Source organism: Desulfobacter sp. UBA2225 (genome assembly GCF_002348205.1).
GTDB lineage: Bacteria > Desulfobacterota > Desulfobacteria > Desulfobacterales > Desulfobacteraceae > Desulfobacter > Desulfobacter postgatei.
Genome location: NZ_DDYV01000132.1, coordinates 1 through 16,106, shown reverse-complemented (window position 1 = coordinate 16,106; position 16,106 = coordinate 1). Strand labels below are relative to the sequence as shown.

12 protein-coding genes, 1 tRNA gene and 1 pseudogene are annotated in these 16,106 nt (G+C 46.9%); 8 read left to right on the top strand and 6 right to left on the bottom strand.

Annotated elements, in window-relative coordinates; translation table 11 throughout:
* The 4 genes from B3D59_RS07185 to cbiQ all read right to left on the bottom strand — a co-directional run.
* The coding region (locus B3D59_RS07185) for an NAD(P)-dependent oxidoreductase (RefSeq protein ID WP_286818649.1) at positions 1-483 on the bottom strand (483 nt) is incomplete at its 3' end.
* Complete coding sequence (gene serC / locus B3D59_RS07180) at positions 483-1,571, bottom strand: 3-phosphoserine/phosphohydroxythreonine transaminase (RefSeq protein WP_286818648.1); 1,089 nt, start codon at positions 1,569-1,571, stop codon at positions 483-485. The genes serC and B3D59_RS07185, both read right to left, overlap by 1 nt.
* A gap of 230 nt (positions 1,572-1,801) precedes the next feature.
* Positions 1,802-2,512, bottom strand: a complete 711-nt coding sequence (locus B3D59_RS07175; RefSeq protein WP_286818647.1) for an energy-coupling factor ABC transporter ATP-binding protein — start codon at positions 2,510-2,512, stop codon at positions 1,802-1,804.
* Positions 2,473-3,252 carry a cobalt ECF transporter T component CbiQ gene (gene cbiQ, locus B3D59_RS07170; RefSeq protein WP_286818646.1) on the bottom strand — a complete coding sequence of 260 codons (780 nt, stop codon included), beginning with the start codon at positions 3,250-3,252 and terminating at the stop codon, positions 2,473-2,475. The genes B3D59_RS07175 and cbiQ overlap by 40 nt, the downstream gene beginning before the upstream one ends.
* A gap of 233 nt (positions 3,253-3,485) precedes the next feature.
* On the opposite strand from cbiQ, the gene B3D59_RS07165 reads away from it, so the two are divergent.
* The 6 genes from B3D59_RS07165 to B3D59_RS07140 all read left to right on the top strand — a co-directional run bounded on the left by B3D59_RS07165 (position 3,486) and on the right by B3D59_RS07140 (position 13,021).
* Entirely contained in the window at positions 3,486-5,243 is a 1,758-nt protein-coding gene (locus tag B3D59_RS07165; RefSeq protein ID WP_286818645.1) for a long-chain-fatty-acid--CoA ligase, read from the top strand.
* Between the two features lie 295 nt (positions 5,244-5,538).
* Complete coding sequence (locus B3D59_RS07160) at positions 5,539-6,459, top strand: manganese-dependent inorganic pyrophosphatase (protein ID WP_286818644.1); 921 nt, start codon at positions 5,539-5,541, stop codon at positions 6,457-6,459.
* A 420-nt stretch (positions 6,460-6,879) separates the two neighbouring features.
* Complete coding sequence (locus tag B3D59_RS07155) at positions 6,880-7,050, top strand: hypothetical protein (RefSeq protein WP_286818643.1); 171 nt, start codon at positions 6,880-6,882, stop codon at positions 7,048-7,050.
* Position 7,051: 1 nt separating this feature from the next.
* Positions 7,052-8,323: a metallophosphoesterase family protein gene (locus B3D59_RS07150; protein WP_286818642.1), complete on the top strand. Its 1,272-nt coding sequence runs from the start codon at positions 7,052-7,054 to the stop codon at positions 8,321-8,323.
* Positions 8,313-11,840 (top strand): YhaN family protein, encoded by a 3,528-nt coding sequence (locus B3D59_RS07145; RefSeq protein WP_286818641.1) that lies wholly within the window; start codon positions 8,313-8,315, stop codon positions 11,838-11,840. Before B3D59_RS07150 ends, B3D59_RS07145 begins: the two co-directional genes overlap by 11 nt.
* A gap of 362 nt (positions 11,841-12,202) precedes the next feature.
* The gene (locus tag B3D59_RS07140) at positions 12,203-13,021 is read left to right on the top strand and encodes a cytidylate kinase family protein (protein WP_286818640.1); all 819 of its coding nucleotides are present in this window, start codon (positions 12,203-12,205) and stop codon (positions 13,019-13,021) included.
* Between the two features lie 72 nt (positions 13,022-13,093).
* On the opposite strand, the gene B3D59_RS07135 is transcribed toward B3D59_RS07140, so the two are convergent.
* Positions 13,094-13,169 (bottom strand) — tRNA-His (locus tag B3D59_RS07135).
* Between the two features lie 182 nt (positions 13,170-13,351).
* Here B3D59_RS07135 and B3D59_RS07130 point away from each other — a divergent pair.
* Together B3D59_RS07130 and selB are read left to right on the top strand one after the other, a co-directional pair.
* Positions 13,352-13,522, top strand: coding sequence for a hypothetical protein (locus tag B3D59_RS07130; RefSeq protein WP_286818639.1), 171 nt, complete (start codon positions 13,352-13,354; stop codon positions 13,520-13,522).
* A 13-nt stretch (positions 13,523-13,535) separates the two neighbouring features.
* Positions 13,536-15,455: a selenocysteine-specific translation elongation factor gene (gene selB / locus B3D59_RS07125; protein WP_286818638.1), complete on the top strand. Its 1,920-nt coding sequence runs from the start codon at positions 13,536-13,538 to the stop codon at positions 15,453-15,455.
* Between the two features lie 3 nt (positions 15,456-15,458).
* On the opposite strand, the pseudogene B3D59_RS07120 reads toward selB, so the two are convergent.
* Positions 15,459-16,106: pseudogene (locus B3D59_RS07120) on the bottom strand (coproporphyrinogen III oxidase family protein); the annotation flags it as partial.

Below are 16,106 nucleotides of genomic sequence, written 5' to 3'. Positions count from 1 at the left end.
CCCTTTGGCAAGTCCTGCGGCAATGGAGCCAATGTTCCCGAAACCCACGACACCCAGGGTCTTGTTGAAAAGCTCGCGGCCCTGGAGCAGTTTTTTATCCCAGCGCCCGGCTTTCAGGGATGCGGTGCCCCTGGGAATATTCCGGGTTAAGGACATCATCATGGCAATGGCATGCTCGGCTGTGGTTATGGTGTTGCCGCCAGGGGTGTTCATGACGGCGACCCCTTTTTTGGTGGCCGCATCAATGTCCACATTATCCAGGCCAATGCCGGCCCGGGCAACAACTTTGAGGTTGGCGGCCGATTCAAGCAGGTCCGCGGTCACCTTGGTGGAACTCCGGATGGCGAGGGCATCGTATTCCCCGATGATCTTTTTGAGTTCTTCGGGTGAAAGCCCGGTTTTGACATCGACATCTATACCTTCCTGGTTTCTGAAAATATCAATGCCGGCTTCATCCATTTTATCACTGATCAGGACCTTCATTATTTGGCCTCCTTTTGAAACGTATCCATCAATGCCACCAGAGCTTTGATCCCTTCCATGGTGGCGGCATTATATATGGATGCCCTGCATCCGCCCACGGATCTGTGGCCTTTAAGACCGCCAAAACCTTTGGCTGTTACCTCTTTTATAAATTTTTGTTCAAGTTCTTCACTGGGCAACCGGAAGGTGACGTTCATCAGGGATCTGGAATCGGGTCTGGCGGTGGCCCGGTAAAAATTGCTTGCATCAATAAAATCATACAAAAGGGCTGCTTTTTCCTTATTAAAGGCTGCGATCTTTTCAAGCCCGCCCATCTCTTCTTCGATCCATTTGAGGACCAAATCAATGGTATATATGCCGAAACAGGGCGGGGTATTGTACATGGAATTTTTTTCTGCAAAGGTGGAATATTTGAGCATGGAAGGCAGATCCGAATTCGCTGTTGCCAGAAGGTCCTTGCGCAAAATCACCATGCAGGTGCCGGACGGCCCTAAGTTTTTCTGGGCACCGGCATAGATCATGCTGAATTTTTTCATGGGAAGGGGACGTGAAAAAAAATCGGATGACATATCCGCAATAAGAGGAATATCACCGGTATCGGGGAAATCGGCAAACTGGGTTCCCTTAATGGTGTTGTTGGAGGTGATGTGGACATATTTTGCATCTTTGCTGAAGGAGATCTCTCCAGGGATGTATGAAAAGTCCTTGTCCTCGGAAGAGGCCACGACCACATGTTTTTTATTCTGAATTTTTGCCTCTTTAATGGCTTTTGTGGACCAGGTTCCGGTATTAACATAGTCAGCACTTTCATCCCCGGAAAGAAAATTCATGGGGATCATGGCAAACTGCAAAGACGCCCCGCCCTGGAGAAAAAGGACATGGTATTGGTCATCCAGACCTAAAAGACGTTTGGCCCGTTCCACGGCATCATTGATAACATCGTCAAAATAAGAAGATCTGTGGCTGATTTCTGTGATGGACATGCCTGAATTGTTAAAATTCAGGAAGGAGGCCTGAATTTCTTTAAGGACCGGCAGAGGCAGCGCCCCAGGTCCGGCATTGAAATTGTAAATTCTCTGGTCTGTCATTTTTTACCTTTCTGTTAGGGGTTATCTTTGTTTTCACGGTACATATATGTTCCATTGCCTCACAATCCAAGGCAATCAGATTTCAAACCCTATTCAATAACGCCGTCGCAGATGAAAATCAATAGTCTAACCGCCTTTATGTAAAAATCATTGCTGCCCGGTCCAGGAATTTGCGCTGCAACGGCACCCCATATAGAAATCATTTCATCACTTGCGGCATTTATGGATAATCAGCCTGCCGGCCTGAATTGATCGGATGTGCATTGAAAACGAATCTGTCCGTTCTTCATGGCAAATATGTCACCGGTGGTCTTTGCAAGGAAATCAAATTCATGCGACACCACTACATATCCGATATTGAGTTCATTGAGGAGGTCCGCTATCCGCTTTACGGTCTGCTCGTCCAGGCCGGTAGTGGGCTCGTCCAACAACAGGACCTCAGGTTCCATAACCAGCACCGTGGCCAGAGAGACCAACTTTTTCTCCCCTCCGGAAAGCTTATATGTGATGCGGTCTTCAAATCCCTCAAGATCCAGGGCCCGGAGTATTTTTTTTGACAACGCCACCGCTTCTTTGGGTGTTTTGCCGTTATTCAGCAACCCAAAGGCGACATCTTCAATGACGGTGGGAGAAAACAACTGGTCATCCGCATTCTGGAATACGAACCCCAAACGCTTTCTTGCCTGTTTGAAATCCTTTTCACCTGCCATGGGCATCCCAAACAGACGAACAGAACCTGAATCAGGTTTGATCAGGCCCATCAGCAGATGCATAAAGGTGGATTTACCGCTGCCATTGGGGCCAATCAGGCCCAGCCGTTCACCTTTGCGCAATTGAAAGTTGAGACGATCCAGGAGCGGCCCTTGACCCGGATAAGAAAAACTGACGTTTTCCAGATCAATTAAAAATTCATCACATTGAAAGGCATTGGATTCAGCCATTCCATACTCCCCAAGAAAATCAGAATTAATGTCAGGACAACCAATCCGATCCGGTCCAGGCCGGAAAACGAAAATCCGTGGATGCAGTAAAATTTCCCTTTAAACCCCCGGCATAGCATGGACTGGTATACCCGGTCTGCCCTTGCTGTCGCACGAACCAGAAGCATCCCGAAAAGATAGGCATAGGTCCGGTAGGTATGCAGATTGGTTTTGGGTTCAAACCCCCTGACTTTTATGGCCGTCACCAGGCGTAGATACTCCTGCTCCAGCACAAACACGTACCGATAGGCAAGGAGCATCAGATATACAATTTTTTCGGGTATATGGATGCGGTTCAAGGCGTTTCCCAAAGTGGAGATGGTCATGGTGGCCACAAGTGAGAGAAAGATCAACAGGATGGCATTTGATTTAAGTGTTATCTGGACAGCCAGAATCAAACCCTGGACAGAACACGCCATAGGCCCGATAAGAAACAGGGGGGTCCCCTCAAACGTGATGGGCAGGAGTACAAAAAGCACCAGGTTGAACCCGTTGATCACCACCACTCTTTTTAAAACCTCTTTTAAGGGAATTTGGGACAACCCTATCATTACCATTGAGAGTCCCAGTCCTGCCGTCATAGTGGGAAAGGATTTTGAAACGGCCAAAAGAAAGGAAAAGAGTGTGGCAAACACGATCCGCAGCCTCGGATCAAGGCGATGAAGAATAGAATTTCCGCCGGCAAATGCTTCGCTCAGCATAGAAGAACCCTTAACTTTCTATAAATGGACAAAGGCAGGAGCCATGAACAAAAAAGCCCCAAAAACGCAAAAGGTGCCCACCATCATTGTTTTCATTTGTCTCCTTAATGAAGTTCCGTATTTGAAGCCGCGATGCATAAAATATGAAAATTTCTTTATTATTACAAGTTTTAAAATATGCGCCCGGATGATATCCTTAAGCCTAAACACGACAACACATAGAGGAGCCCCCTATGGCAGATCAGACAAACCAGGCAAACACTGCATCCGGCCCCTGGGACACCCCGTTTTGGCCCGAGGGTGTTGCCCGCAACGTCACCGACTACCACTATCCCGTTTTCAAACTGCTGGACGATTCCGCAGCCGCTTATCCCAACCAGGTTTTCACCATATTCAACGGGGCAAAAAAGACCTTCTCCCAAGTTAAGGAGACAGCAGACCGGATCGCCTATTTTTTGGCAAAAAAAGGCATCAAAAAGGGGGACAAGGTGGCAATCGTCTTACCCAACCTGCCCCATTTTCCTGAAATCTTTTTTGGAATCATGAAGGCAGGGGCCATTGCCGTGAACTGCAACCCCATCTATACGCCCACAGAATTGAAATATCAACTTGCTGACTCCACTGCAAAAATGGTGTTCTGCATGGATCATCCCACCTTTTACCCCAATGTGGTCAAGGCCGCTATCGATACAGATGTTGAGACTATAGTGGTCTGTAATATTAAAAGCTACCTGCCGAAAATCCAGCGATTTTTAGGCGGCCTGTTAGGCAAGATTCCCAAAGCCGACCACCATGAACCCGGGCATATTATGTTTGACGACATGGTGGTCCGGTCCAAACCCGAGCCGCCGGATATCGACATTGACCCGGTGAACGATACGGCTGTCATGCTCTACACCGGCGGCACCACAGGAATTCCCAAAGGTGCGGAACTTGTGCATATCAACTTCACCTACCAAGTTGTCGCAATCATGGAATATCTAAGGCTCTCCCACGGCCCGAACAAACCGTTGGAAAAGGCATACTACGGGGGATACCATTGTTTTTTAGGCATTTTGCCCTGGTATCACAGTTTCGGCATCTCCGTGGCCATGCTGTGCGCCGCAGGTTCCGGCAGCCGCCTGGTATGCATCCCGGACCCCAGAACAGGCAAGCCCCCTTTCACTGACGTCCTCAAGGCAGTTCAGAAATACCGCCCCACCCTCATGCCGGCCGTACCCACAATTTTTGTAGCCTTTACAAATCATTCCAAGCTTGATGAGTATGATCTGTCCTCCCTGATGGGCTGCTTTTCAGGGGGAGCCCCCATGCCGCCGGATGTCTGCCGCCAGTTTGAAGAAAAAACCGGTGCTGTTATCTTTGAAGGATACGGGTTGACGGAAACCGCACCGGTGCTGTCGGCCAATCCCACCAACCGGGAAATCAGAAAAATAGGTTCGGTTGGCTTTCCATTACCCGACACAGATATAAAAATCCTGGAGCTTAATGATCCCACAAAGGAACTGCCCAGGGGTGAAGATGGAGAAATAGCCGCCTGCGGTCCCCAGGTTATGAAGGGATACTGGAACAGGCCCGAGGCCGATGCCGAATTTTTTGTCACCATTGACGGCAAACGCTATTTTTTAACCGGAGACATCGGTCACATTGACGAGGAGGGATATATCCTGATCACCGACAGAAAAAAAGATATGGTCCTGGTGGGCGGATTTAATGTATACCCCAGGGATGTGGAGGATATTTTATATACCCATCCCAAGGTTGAATTGTGCGCAGTGATCGGGGTAGCCAACAAACACGGTGGTGAAACCGTAAAAGCAGTTATCAAACTAAAAGAAGGTCAGACAGCCACCCGGGAAGAAGTCATGGCATTTTGCAAGGAAAACATGGCTGGATACAAACGTCCCAGGATCATTGAATTCAAAGATGATCTTCCGATTTCCAACATCGGCAAAGTGCTGCGCAGGGAACTTCGGGATGCCCATTCCGACTAGCCCCGTCTTTATGCATCCCGTCCAATCCCAAACCCGGCAAGTTGGGTTCCGTCCGGTTTCATAGGGCATAAGACAGGTTTCAATCATCACGGAAAGCATATAAAAATCCCTGTAAAATGTGAATTTTGAAACATGACATTTTCTTTTTTCAAATTTTGCTTGAGCTTAAGTGCGATTAATTCTATAAGACCAGGTGGTATTAAAGTTAAAAACTTAAATGGATGACTGCCGGTTATGGGGGTCATCCCTGAGGATTATAACCCGACAACAACACTTTTTATTTTTAGGAGGTTTTATGTCAACTCTCGTATTTGGTCACAAAAACCCGGATACCGACTCCGTAGTCGCAGCCATCGCGCTGGCCGATCTGAAAAAAAGCCTTGGTGAAGATATTGCACCGGCTATTCAGGGCGAACTGAACCCCGAATCCAAATTTGTCCTGAACAAATTCGGTCTGGCTGCACCTGCAGTGGTTACCAGCTATGCCGGTAAAGATGTTTACCTGGTGGATCACTCCGATCTGGCCCAGAGCCCTGACGATCTTGGCAAAGCCAATATCCTGGGTATTGTAGACCATCACAAACTCGGTGATGTAACCACCGGACAACCCCTGGAATGCTGGATCTGGCCTGTGGGCTGCACCTGCACCGTAATTGCTTCCATGTACGATTACTTCAATGTTGCGATCCCCAAGGGCATTGCCGGTGCCATGCTGTGCGCCATCCTCTCCGACACCGTAATCTTCAAATCCGCCACCTGCACAGACAAAGACAAAGAAGTTTGCGCAAAACTGTCTGAAATCTGCGGCGAATCCAATCTTGACGCCCTGGGCATTGAAATGTTCAAGGTAAAATCCGCTGTTGAAGGCACCCCGATCCGTGAACTGGTTCTGCGCGACTACAAAGATTTCAAAATGGGTGGTGTTGGTGTTGGCTGCGGCCAGCTTGAACTGGTTGACCTCTCCATCGTTGATGGCATCAAGGCTGATCTTGAAAAAGACATCCGTGCCATGAAAGCAGAAAAAGGCAATCACACTGTACTTCTGATGCTCACCGACATCATGAAGGAAGGCACCGAGCTTCTCGTGGCTTCCGATGACGAATCTGTTGTTGAGAAAGCTTTTGGTGTAAAACCGGTTAACAGCAAATGCTGGCTGCCCGGTATCATGAGCCGTAAAAAACAGATCATCCCCTTCCTGGAAAAAGTATTCGGTTAATTAAGTAATTCAAGGGCTTTTGGTGTTTTGCCAAAAGCCCTTTTCTTCATCCCCACTCAAATCTGTCTCCCACACTACCCCCCACACCCAAGACCATTTTTTCATATCGAAGGTTCTATGAAAAAACAATCTCCATCTTCGTCATTTTTTTTTGTTGATTATACCAGACAAAAAATGCATTTATTGCAATTATATTGCAATTATATTAATTATGATAACCAAAAAAGGATGGCCGTGGATATCCCCAAATACGTTGAAATCAAGGTATACGGGTTAACCTATGGCGAATTCCTAACTATCCACGGACTTAAGCAGAGGGGGGAAGCCTGCAGACCTATCTAAAATTTGGCGGTCTTCCCTACCTGAAACACCTGCCCTTAGATGATACCGTGGTTTTTGATTATCTGAGGAACGTTTCAGATGCCATTAGCCTCAAAGACATTGCTTTTCCGGTACGATATCCGAAACGTTGCCTTTGTGCAACGGATATGCCGTTTCCTGGTAAATAACGTCGGCTCCCTGGTCACGGCACGTAAAATCAGCACCTACCTGAAATCACAGCAAGAGCAAAGGGATCAAGCAAAGGGCTAAAATGTTTAAATTCATTCACGCAGCCGATATTCATTTAGACAGTCCATTGCGCGGGCTGTCAAGATATGAGTCTGCGCCTGTTGATGCCATTCGGGACGCGTGCAGAAAAGCCTTCAACAATCTGGTGGATCTGGCGATAGAAGAAAAAGTGGCTTTCGTGCTTTTGGCCGGAGATCTCTATGACGGAGATTGGAAAGATTACAGTACAGGGATTTTCCTGAGCCGGCAAATGGGACGGTTAAATCAACATGATATAAAAGTTTTTTGTGTTGCAGGAAACCATGATGCGGAAAATCGGATGACGAAAGCCCTGGACACGCCTGCCAACATGAAAATTTTTTCTGCCGGGAAGGTGGAAACTGTGAAATTGGAAGAGTTGTCCACGGTTATTCATGGACGCAGTTTCAAACGTCGGCATATTGACGAAAACCTGGCAGCAGGATTTTGTGAAGCTGAAAAAGGAATGTTCAACATAGGGCTTCTGCATACCAGCCTTGATGGTCGGAAAGGGCACGCAAACTATGCACCGTGTTCCCTGGATGACCTTGTTTCAAAGGGCTATCAATACTGGGCATTAGGCCATATCCACAAACAGGAAATCGTCCTTGAAGACCCCTTTGTGGTATTTCCCGGTTGCATACAAGGCCGTCATATTCGAGAAAGCGGCCCAAAGGGCTGTGTTCTCGTAACAGTTGAAGATGAAACTGTAAAGGAAATTGAAAATATTCCCCTTGATGTCCTGCGATGGACGCAAATCGAAATTGATGTGACCGATATCGAAGAACGCCGGGATGTCCTGGAAAAAATCAGGGAAACCATTGAACAGGAACGAACATCTGCCGAGGACAGGCCGGTTGCAATGAGAATAAAACTGATCGGGGCAACAAAACTGTCTGATCAACTTGCCGCTTTTCCGGAAAAATTTGAACAGCAAATTAAAGCGATTGGGGCTGAAACCGCAGGGGACACCCTTTGGATTGAGCGCGTTGAAAACAGAACCCAGGGTAAATATGATTTGGAAGCGGCCCTGGACAATCACACTGCCCTGGGGAAATTACTCAAGTCAATTATCTCCACACCGGATGATATTGATCAGATAGATGGTTTGGCGGATAAAATAGCCGAACTTCGGCAAAAGCTGCCCCCACAAGCGTTTGGAGTCGAGACCATTGTAGATCTGAACGATGGACAAACCATCAAACGAATAACCAGAGACGCCCAAAAAATGCTGATCGGCAGAATACTTTCAGCCGGGGGTGAAAATGAGAATTAACCGCCTCGATCTCATGGCTTTCGGCCGCTTCACGGAAAAATCTTTGGACCTGTCTGATGGTGATTTGGGGTTACATATTATTTACGGAGATAACGAAGCCGGGAAAAGTACATCATTAAGAGCGCTTATTGCCTGGCTGTTCGGCATTGACGTCAGAACAAAGGACAACTTTCTTCATTCAAATCCAAAGCTTCGGATAGGCGGAGAACTACAGCTTTTAAATGGAAAAAAGATTGAATTTATCAGAAGGAAAGGGAACAAAGACACCCTGCTTGAATATGGAAGCCATGCGCCCTTTGATGAAAGCCGGTTCACACGGTTTCTGCCTGCCGGTATTGATGAAAGCCTTTTTATAAAACTTTGGGGTATTGACCATGGGCGGTTAATTGCCGGCGGCCAGGAACTATTGGAACAATCCGGGGATCTTGGCCAGGCGTTATTCAGTGCAGCGTTTGGGACAGCAAATCTTAGAAAAATTTTATCGGAAATGCAAAACAGTGCAGTTGATATCTTCAAACCTCGAGGGTCCAAGGCGCTGCTGAACAAGGCCATCTCAGATTATAAAGATGCACAGAAAAGAATGCGTGACGCCACCCTGCCGGTTTCTGACTGGAAAGCGTTAAAAAAAGAGTTATCAAAAATCAATGCCGATATCAGTGGCGTTGAACAAGAGATCAATGAAAAAAACAGACAAAAAAGCCGTTTGGAAAGAATCAACCGTGTAAAAGGCGCCTTGGCCGAACGCCGAAACGATCTGTCTAAAATTGAAGAATTAGGCACAGTGTTGTTGCTGCCGCAGGATTTTGCCGATCAACATAAAACAGCCCGAGAAACCCTTCAACAGGCATTAGACACAAAGGAACGCCTCGAAGTCAAACTTGCCGCCTTAAATCAAGAATCCGGCGCGCTAAGTATCCGAGATGATCTGCTTAAAAATGAAAGTGCCATATTAAAGCTCTATAAAGATCTTGGTGCGGTTGAAAAAACAAATGCGGACCGGCCCCGGCAGGACGGAAAAAGACGTCTGCTGCGCAATGATGCCCAAACGCTGCTAAAGGGTATCCGGCCCGATATGGATATCGACCAGGCCGATCAGCTCAGGCCCCTTTTGAACAATAAAAAATGGATCTCGGGATTGGTCCGGAAAAACAGTGTATTGATACAAAAAAAAGAGAATTTGCGGGCCGCATTAAGAGATCTGGAGGACGAACAAAAATCCCTTAAAAGCAAATTGGAAGATATACCACAAAGTGGAATTGATTTACCGCAATTAAAAGCCTCAATTGCTTCAGCGCGCAAGGCCGGAGACATTGAACAGCGCCGGGATGACAGCAAAGCCCAGGTCTTAGAAAAAAATGCAGCCTGGGAAGATGAATTTGCACGATTGGGGAATTACCATGGCACGGCACAAGCTTTGTTATCATTGTGTTTACCGGTTTCTGCGGCCATAGACCGGTTTGAAAAAGAAAACGATGAACTCATGGAAAAATCCCAAACCGCATCCCGGAAAAAACAAGAACTTGAAGATGAAAAAAAACAGGCTGAACAAGAGTTAAACGCTTTATTATTAAAAAAGAACCTGCCCCACATTGCCGATTTAGAGGCATCTCGTAAAGAGCGTGACCAGGGGTGGTTATTCATAAAACAAAAATATATCCAGCACCTGGATATCGATTGTCCGGATATCAACGATGGTCTTTTGGCGTATACACAGGAATCTGATTTACCAACTGCCTATGAGAAAAAAGTCAAGCAGGCGGACAATATATCAGATCGTCTGAGGATGGATGCCGACCAGGTAGTAAAACGGGCGCAACTGGAAGGTAAGATTGAGAGCATGGCGTCTCGAATCGCTGATCTGTCAACTCATCTCGAAAAAACAAAAAACAATCAAACCGATTTTAACATCAGATGGACAAACCTTTGGAAGCCCCTGAATATTGTAGCCGCCCCCCCACGGGAAATGAAACAGTGGCTGCTGAAGGCAGAACGCCTGATCGAAAAGATACAAACGGCAAAGACCCTTTCAACACATAAAGAAAAATTGTCTGACGCGTGCAATCAGCTAAGGGAATCAGTCTCACATCAGATATCCCAATTTGCGCCTTGGCAAAAAACAGAAGGAAAACGCCTTGAGTCTCTGATTTCATTGTGTGAGCAGCGAATCGAACAAGAAGAAAACGCCCATGACAAACGTCGTGAAATTGAACGGTCCCTGAAAGATTCTCAAATCCGTTTTAAACGAATTCAGGATGAGCTCAAAACGGTTGAAAATGATTTGACGGCCTGGTCCGATGAGTGGGAAAAAGCAATTGAAGGCTTAAGCCTGAAACCGCACATACACCCGGGAACTGCCGCTGAAACCCTCGACAACCTGATATTGTTCTTTCAAAAATTTGATCAGTCTGAAGAGTTGCGCAGAAGAATTTACGGCATGGACAAGGTTCAAGAAGAATTTCACTGCAACGTTTATGAATTTTCCAAGCGAATTGAATTGGGAACTAAGGATCAGGATGCAATGATGATCGCAGCTCTTTTACATCATGATTTAAATGCTGCGCGCGAAGCCCGGGCAAGTTTAATCAAAATTAAAGATCAACTTGATGAAAAAAAGCAGGATCTCCAGGCAGCCAATATTACCATCCGCCATTCACAAAAAAAACTTATCGAATTAAAAAAGCAAGCCGGGGTTGAAACCGATGAGGCACTTATCAAGGCGGCTGAAAAATCAGACCGTAAGAGGGTGTTGCTGAAAAGCATTGAAACGCTTGAACAGGAACTTAATCGCAATGGTGACGGTTTAAGCATTGACGCCTTGGAGGAAGAGTTTAAAAATTGTGAAATCGACACCGTAGACGCAGGGATTGAAAAAATATCCATTGAGTTAAAAGAACTTCAATCCCAACGAGACAATTTACGCGACCAGCGGCGCACAATTCAAAATGAAATCGAAGAGAAAGATGGGAGCGCCCTGGCAGCCAACGCGTCTTCACAAGCGGAAGCACACCTGGCCGACATCGTCCGACATGCTGAACATTATCTGCGTTTCCAGATAGGCGCGCTCATTCTTGAACAGCAAATAGAATATTACAGAAAAGAAAATCAGGCCCCTGTTTTAGGCAGAGCCGGTGAATTATTCTCAAAGCTCACCTTGGGTTCTTACGCAGGCCTGAGAGATGAACTGGATTCTTCAGGAAAGCCCATACTGCTTGGGGTTCGGCCCGACGATCACGAGGTCGCCATAGCCGGCATGAGTGACGGGTCACGGGATCAACTCTATCTTGCCTTGCGGCTGGCTACGCTTGAGCAGCACATAAAAAAGGAGGAACCCATGCCTTTTGTTGTAGATGATATCCTTATCGGGTTTGATGATGACCGCACCCGTGTCTGCCTGGAAGTGCTGGCTCAATTATCAACGGACATCCAAATCCTGCTGTTTACGCACCATAAACGGGTGCTGGAATTGGCAAACAGCTGCAATGAAAGCGTTAGGATTTTCGAGCATACGCTTTATTAAAGTGCTTTTTTGTACCGGCGGGATCTACAACGACTAAGCGAGCACCAAGCCTTTTTTAAGTTCCTTGAAATTTTATTTTGAACAAACGAAATCACAGCGTCATCGTACCCTTTCTGTTATTTTTTAAGAACCTCTGTTATGATTTGCAACGGGGGGGTTTTACCTTGAAATTTTAGCCCCGTCATTTAAAATGGCCGGCTACCGTTTTAAGCCGGGAGAGTCTGAACCGTTTGATCAAAGTCTTCCAGGAGGTGAGCCTTAAAAATAGGGCATCTCATAAGAGGCTTATTGTACGGGGGTGTCCCGGCTTAAAACGGTAGCCAAATGAACAAGATAAATAATTTTAAAAGAAGGAGATTACAATGTCCGTTATAACCATCTCAAGAGGCTCTTACAGTCGCGGAAAGGAAGTTGCTGAAAAGGTAGCCTCCGAACTGGGATATGAATGCATTTCCCGTGATATTCTGCTGGAGGCATCGGAAGAGTTCAATATCCCGGAGATCAGACTGATCAGGGCGCTGCACGATGCACCGTCCGTTCTTGAAAGATACACCCACGGTAGGGACCGCTATGTAAGTTATATCCGCAAAGCACTTCTGCAGCATATCCGCAAAGACAATGTAGTTTATCACGGTCTGGCGGGTCACTATTTTTTGCCGAATCTTCCCCATGTCCTGAAAATCAGGATCATATCGGATATAGAAGAACGTGTGAAAGAAGAGGTCCGGCGGGAAAACATTTCCGAAGAAAAAGCACGTTATATTTTAAAAAAAGATGATGATGAGCGAAGGAAATGGGGCCTGAGGTTATACGGCATTGATACGTGGGACAGTAAACTTTATGATATGGTCATCCACATAAAAAGCCTCTCAGTTGAGGATGCTGCAGACCTGATCTGCGCGACGGTTCGAAAACCCAACTTTAAAACCACACCTGAATCGGAAAAAATCCTTGATGATGCCCTTCTTGCCGCGAAAGTTCATGCGGCTATTATAAAATTATCCCCGACAAGCATTGTCACGGCACATGACGGCGTCGTAACTATCGGCGACCCGGAAGCTTCCATGAAAAATCAAATAACAGAGATTGCTGAAAATATCGAAGGGGTTAAAAAGATTATTGTGAATGCGCATAGAAAAACAGACGACCAGAATGTCATTAATCCATTCCACAATATATAACGATAAGCCATAGCCTGGCCAACCGTTTCACCAATAAAAAAAGCAGCCATTCGGCTGCTTTAAAATCTTAAGTGGGGTGAGTGACCGGGATTGAACCGGCGGCAACCAGGGCCACAACCTGGTGCTCTACCAACTGAGCTACACCCACCACAAAAAAAACTTTGTATAATTATCAGAACTAATTTTCTTTTTCAAGTCTTTTTTTCTTTTTTTATTTGATTGATTAGATTCGAGTGACATATAAGGATTGACCTGCCCTGCCCCTTTGACTATTATTCTTGGAATATTTACTGATAAAAACACGCAAAAAAGGTGAATAGTACAATGACTATGAATACGCTGATTATTTTTACCGTACGTCTGATTATAGGCCTGGCATTCGGAATCATCCTTACCCGGCTGTTCAAACCCGACTGGGGCATCTACCATGGCGTTGTCACAGGAATCATTCTTGTGGCCCTGGCCTATGGCATGAGCTATTATAGAAAATTCAAAGCGTAACAGGCAGGCATTTGTGGACAATATAATTCTGGGAACAGCCGGACACATTGATCATGGAAAAACCAGCCTGGTCAGGGCATTGACAGGCATTGAAACAGACCGCCTCAAGGAGGAGAAAGAACGGGGCATCACCATAGAGCTTGGGTTCGCCTACCTCGATCTTCCCAATGGCCGGCACATCGGCATTGTGGACATGCCCGGTCATGAAAAATTTGTAAAAAACATGGTGGCCGGCGCTTCAGGCATTGATGTGGTGGTCATGGTGATTGCGGCAGACGAAGGCGTCATGCCCCAGACCCGGGAACATATGGAGATCTGCAACCTCATGGGGATCCGACACGGCATGATTGCCCTGACCAAAACAGACCTGGTGGATGAAGATCTGCTGGAGCTGGCCATGGAGGACATCCACGATTTTATTTCAGACACCTTCCTTGAAGACAAACCCATTGTACCGGTATCCTCTGCCACAGGCCAGGGGCTCGAGGAATTTTTAACCACCCTTGAAAATATATGTACACAAATTCCGCCCCGCAAATTTTCTTCCATTTTCCGTCTTCCCGTGGACCGGGTATTTTCCATGAAAGGGTTCGGCACGGTTATCACCGGGACCCTGATTTCAGGCCAGGTGAGTGTGGGCCAGGATATCATGGTCTTTCCAAGAAAAATCACATCAAAGGTCCGGGGGCTGCAGGTGCATTCCAGTTCAGTGGAAACAGCCATGGCCGGCACCCGCACGGCCATCAATTTCCAGGGCCTTGACCGGGAAGCCGTATTCAGAGGCGATGTGCTCTCCACCCCGGGGGCTTTGATTGAAAGCTATATGGTGGACGCCCAATTCCATTACCTGAAAAGCAATACCAAGCCGGCCAAGGCCCGGACACGGGTCCGGTTTCATTCGGGCACAAGTGAAATACAGGGTTATATGGTCCTGCTGGACCGGGAATCGCTTTTGCCCGGGGAGACGGCACCGGTTCAATTCCGACTGGAATCTCCGGTCTGCTGCATCAAGGATGACCGGTACGTTATCCGATCTTATTCCCCCGTGAAAACCATCGGGGGCGGGGCTATCCTCAACCCGGTATCCCAGAAATACAAACTTAAAGATACGGCCATGATTGAAGGCCTTGCCGATCTTGCCCTATCGCCGGATGATGAAAAAACCATTGCCTATTTTCTGTCCATCAAGGGATATGCCGGGCTGGCCTTAAATGAATTACGGGTCATGACCAATGTGCCGGATAAAAAACTGGCTGCCGCTTTGCAGAAAATGCTTGCAAAACAGGAAGCGATACTCACGGACAAGGAGAAGCAAATCTATGTCCATGGTACTATTTTTGATGAATTTAAGGGAAAAGTACTGGAACGACTGACCACTTATCACCAGGAAAACCCCTTAAAGGAAGGTATGCCGGCCCAGGAGCTGAAATCCAAATTTCAATATGTGGATGATGCCCGTTTTTTCAACATCCTGTTTAACCGCCTGGAAAAGGAAAACCTTATTGTTCTGGACAAAAACCTGGTGAAACTTTCGGGTTTCAAGGTGGCGCTTCAGGTGGACCAGCATGAAGTCAAGGAGAAAATTGCCGCCATTTACAAAACATCCGGCCTGACCCCGCCCTTTTTCCGTACCATATGCCAGGATCTTGACCTGGACCAGAAAACAGCCAGGGGTGTAATGCAGATGCTCATTGATGAAAAACAGGTAGTCAAGACAAAAGATGATCTGTTTTTTGATGCCGCTGCCGTCAATGATCTGGAAACAAAACTCATTGAATTCCTCAAAGCCAATGAAAAGATCTCCACACCGGAATTTAAGGATATGATCGGCATTTCCAGAAAATATGTCATTCCCCTGATTGAATACTTTGACGCCATACACCTGACCATACGGGTTGAGGATCACCGGCAGTTGAGAAAAAAAATAGCCTGACTATCAAATTCTTTCAACAAAAGAGGCGATGATACTGTCCAGGTGCATCCAGCCGTCAAGGGTCAAAACAAACCGCTGCCCGGCGTCCCGGGGTCGGGCAAACCCTTTATTTTCAAGATTTTCCATCAGGCTTTGAAATACGGTTAAAAACCGGTTCCGCCACAGGTTTTGCCCGGTTCTGATATCAAGTCCCATGGATGTTCTCAGCCCCACCATGACATACTCCATCTGCCGCTGTTCCAGGGTAAGGGTTTCATGGTCGGATGGGGGAATTTTTCCGCTCTTCAACGCCCTGATATATCCATCCAGGTCCGGTGCATTCCAGAACCTTTTATACGCGGCCGATCCATCCGTGTCGAATTTTACGGCATATGAATGGGCACCCGGCCCGAACCCATGATAGGGAACCATCTGCCAGTAAGCACTGTTGTGCAGGGACCGAAAGGATGTATGCCTTGCAAAATTGGATACTTCATAATGATCCCATCCACGGGCTTTGAGATATTGGGCAGCCGCACAGAACAGATCCACCTGATCCGATTGTGCCATGGGTAAAAACATACCCCGTTCATGCATGGCATGCAGGGCTGTTCCCGGTTCCATGGTGAGCATGTAGCAGGAAAGATGCGCAGGATTAAGGCCCAAGGCCGC

What these genes read in the sequence shown, in the direction of transcription:
- serC (WP_286818648.1), bottom strand. Translation starts at nt 1,571, where the DNA reads ATGACAGACCAGAGAATTTACAATTTCAATGCCGGACCTGGGGCGCTG.
- B3D59_RS07175 (WP_286818647.1), bottom strand. Translation starts at nt 2,512, where the DNA reads ATGGCTGAATCCAATGCCTTTCAATGTGATGAATTTTTAATTGATCTG.
- cbiQ (WP_286818646.1), bottom strand. Translation starts at nt 3,252, where the DNA reads ATGCTGAGCGAAGCATTTGCCGGCGGAAATTCTATTCTTCATCGCCTT.
- B3D59_RS07165 (WP_286818645.1), top strand. Translation starts at nt 3,486, where the DNA reads ATGGCAGATCAGACAAACCAGGCAAACACTGCATCCGGCCCCTGGGAC.
- B3D59_RS07160 (WP_286818644.1), top strand. Translation starts at nt 5,539, where the DNA reads ATGTCAACTCTCGTATTTGGTCACAAAAACCCGGATACCGACTCCGTA.
- B3D59_RS07155 (WP_286818643.1), top strand. Translation starts at nt 6,880, where the DNA reads ATGCCATTAGCCTCAAAGACATTGCTTTTCCGGTACGATATCCGAAAC.
- B3D59_RS07150 (WP_286818642.1), top strand. Translation starts at nt 7,052, where the DNA reads ATGTTTAAATTCATTCACGCAGCCGATATTCATTTAGACAGTCCATTG.
- B3D59_RS07145 (WP_286818641.1), top strand. Translation starts at nt 8,313, where the DNA reads ATGAGAATTAACCGCCTCGATCTCATGGCTTTCGGCCGCTTCACGGAA.
- B3D59_RS07140 (WP_286818640.1), top strand. Translation starts at nt 12,203, where the DNA reads ATGTCCGTTATAACCATCTCAAGAGGCTCTTACAGTCGCGGAAAGGAA.
- B3D59_RS07130 (WP_286818639.1), top strand. Translation starts at nt 13,352, where the DNA reads ATGAATACGCTGATTATTTTTACCGTACGTCTGATTATAGGCCTGGCA.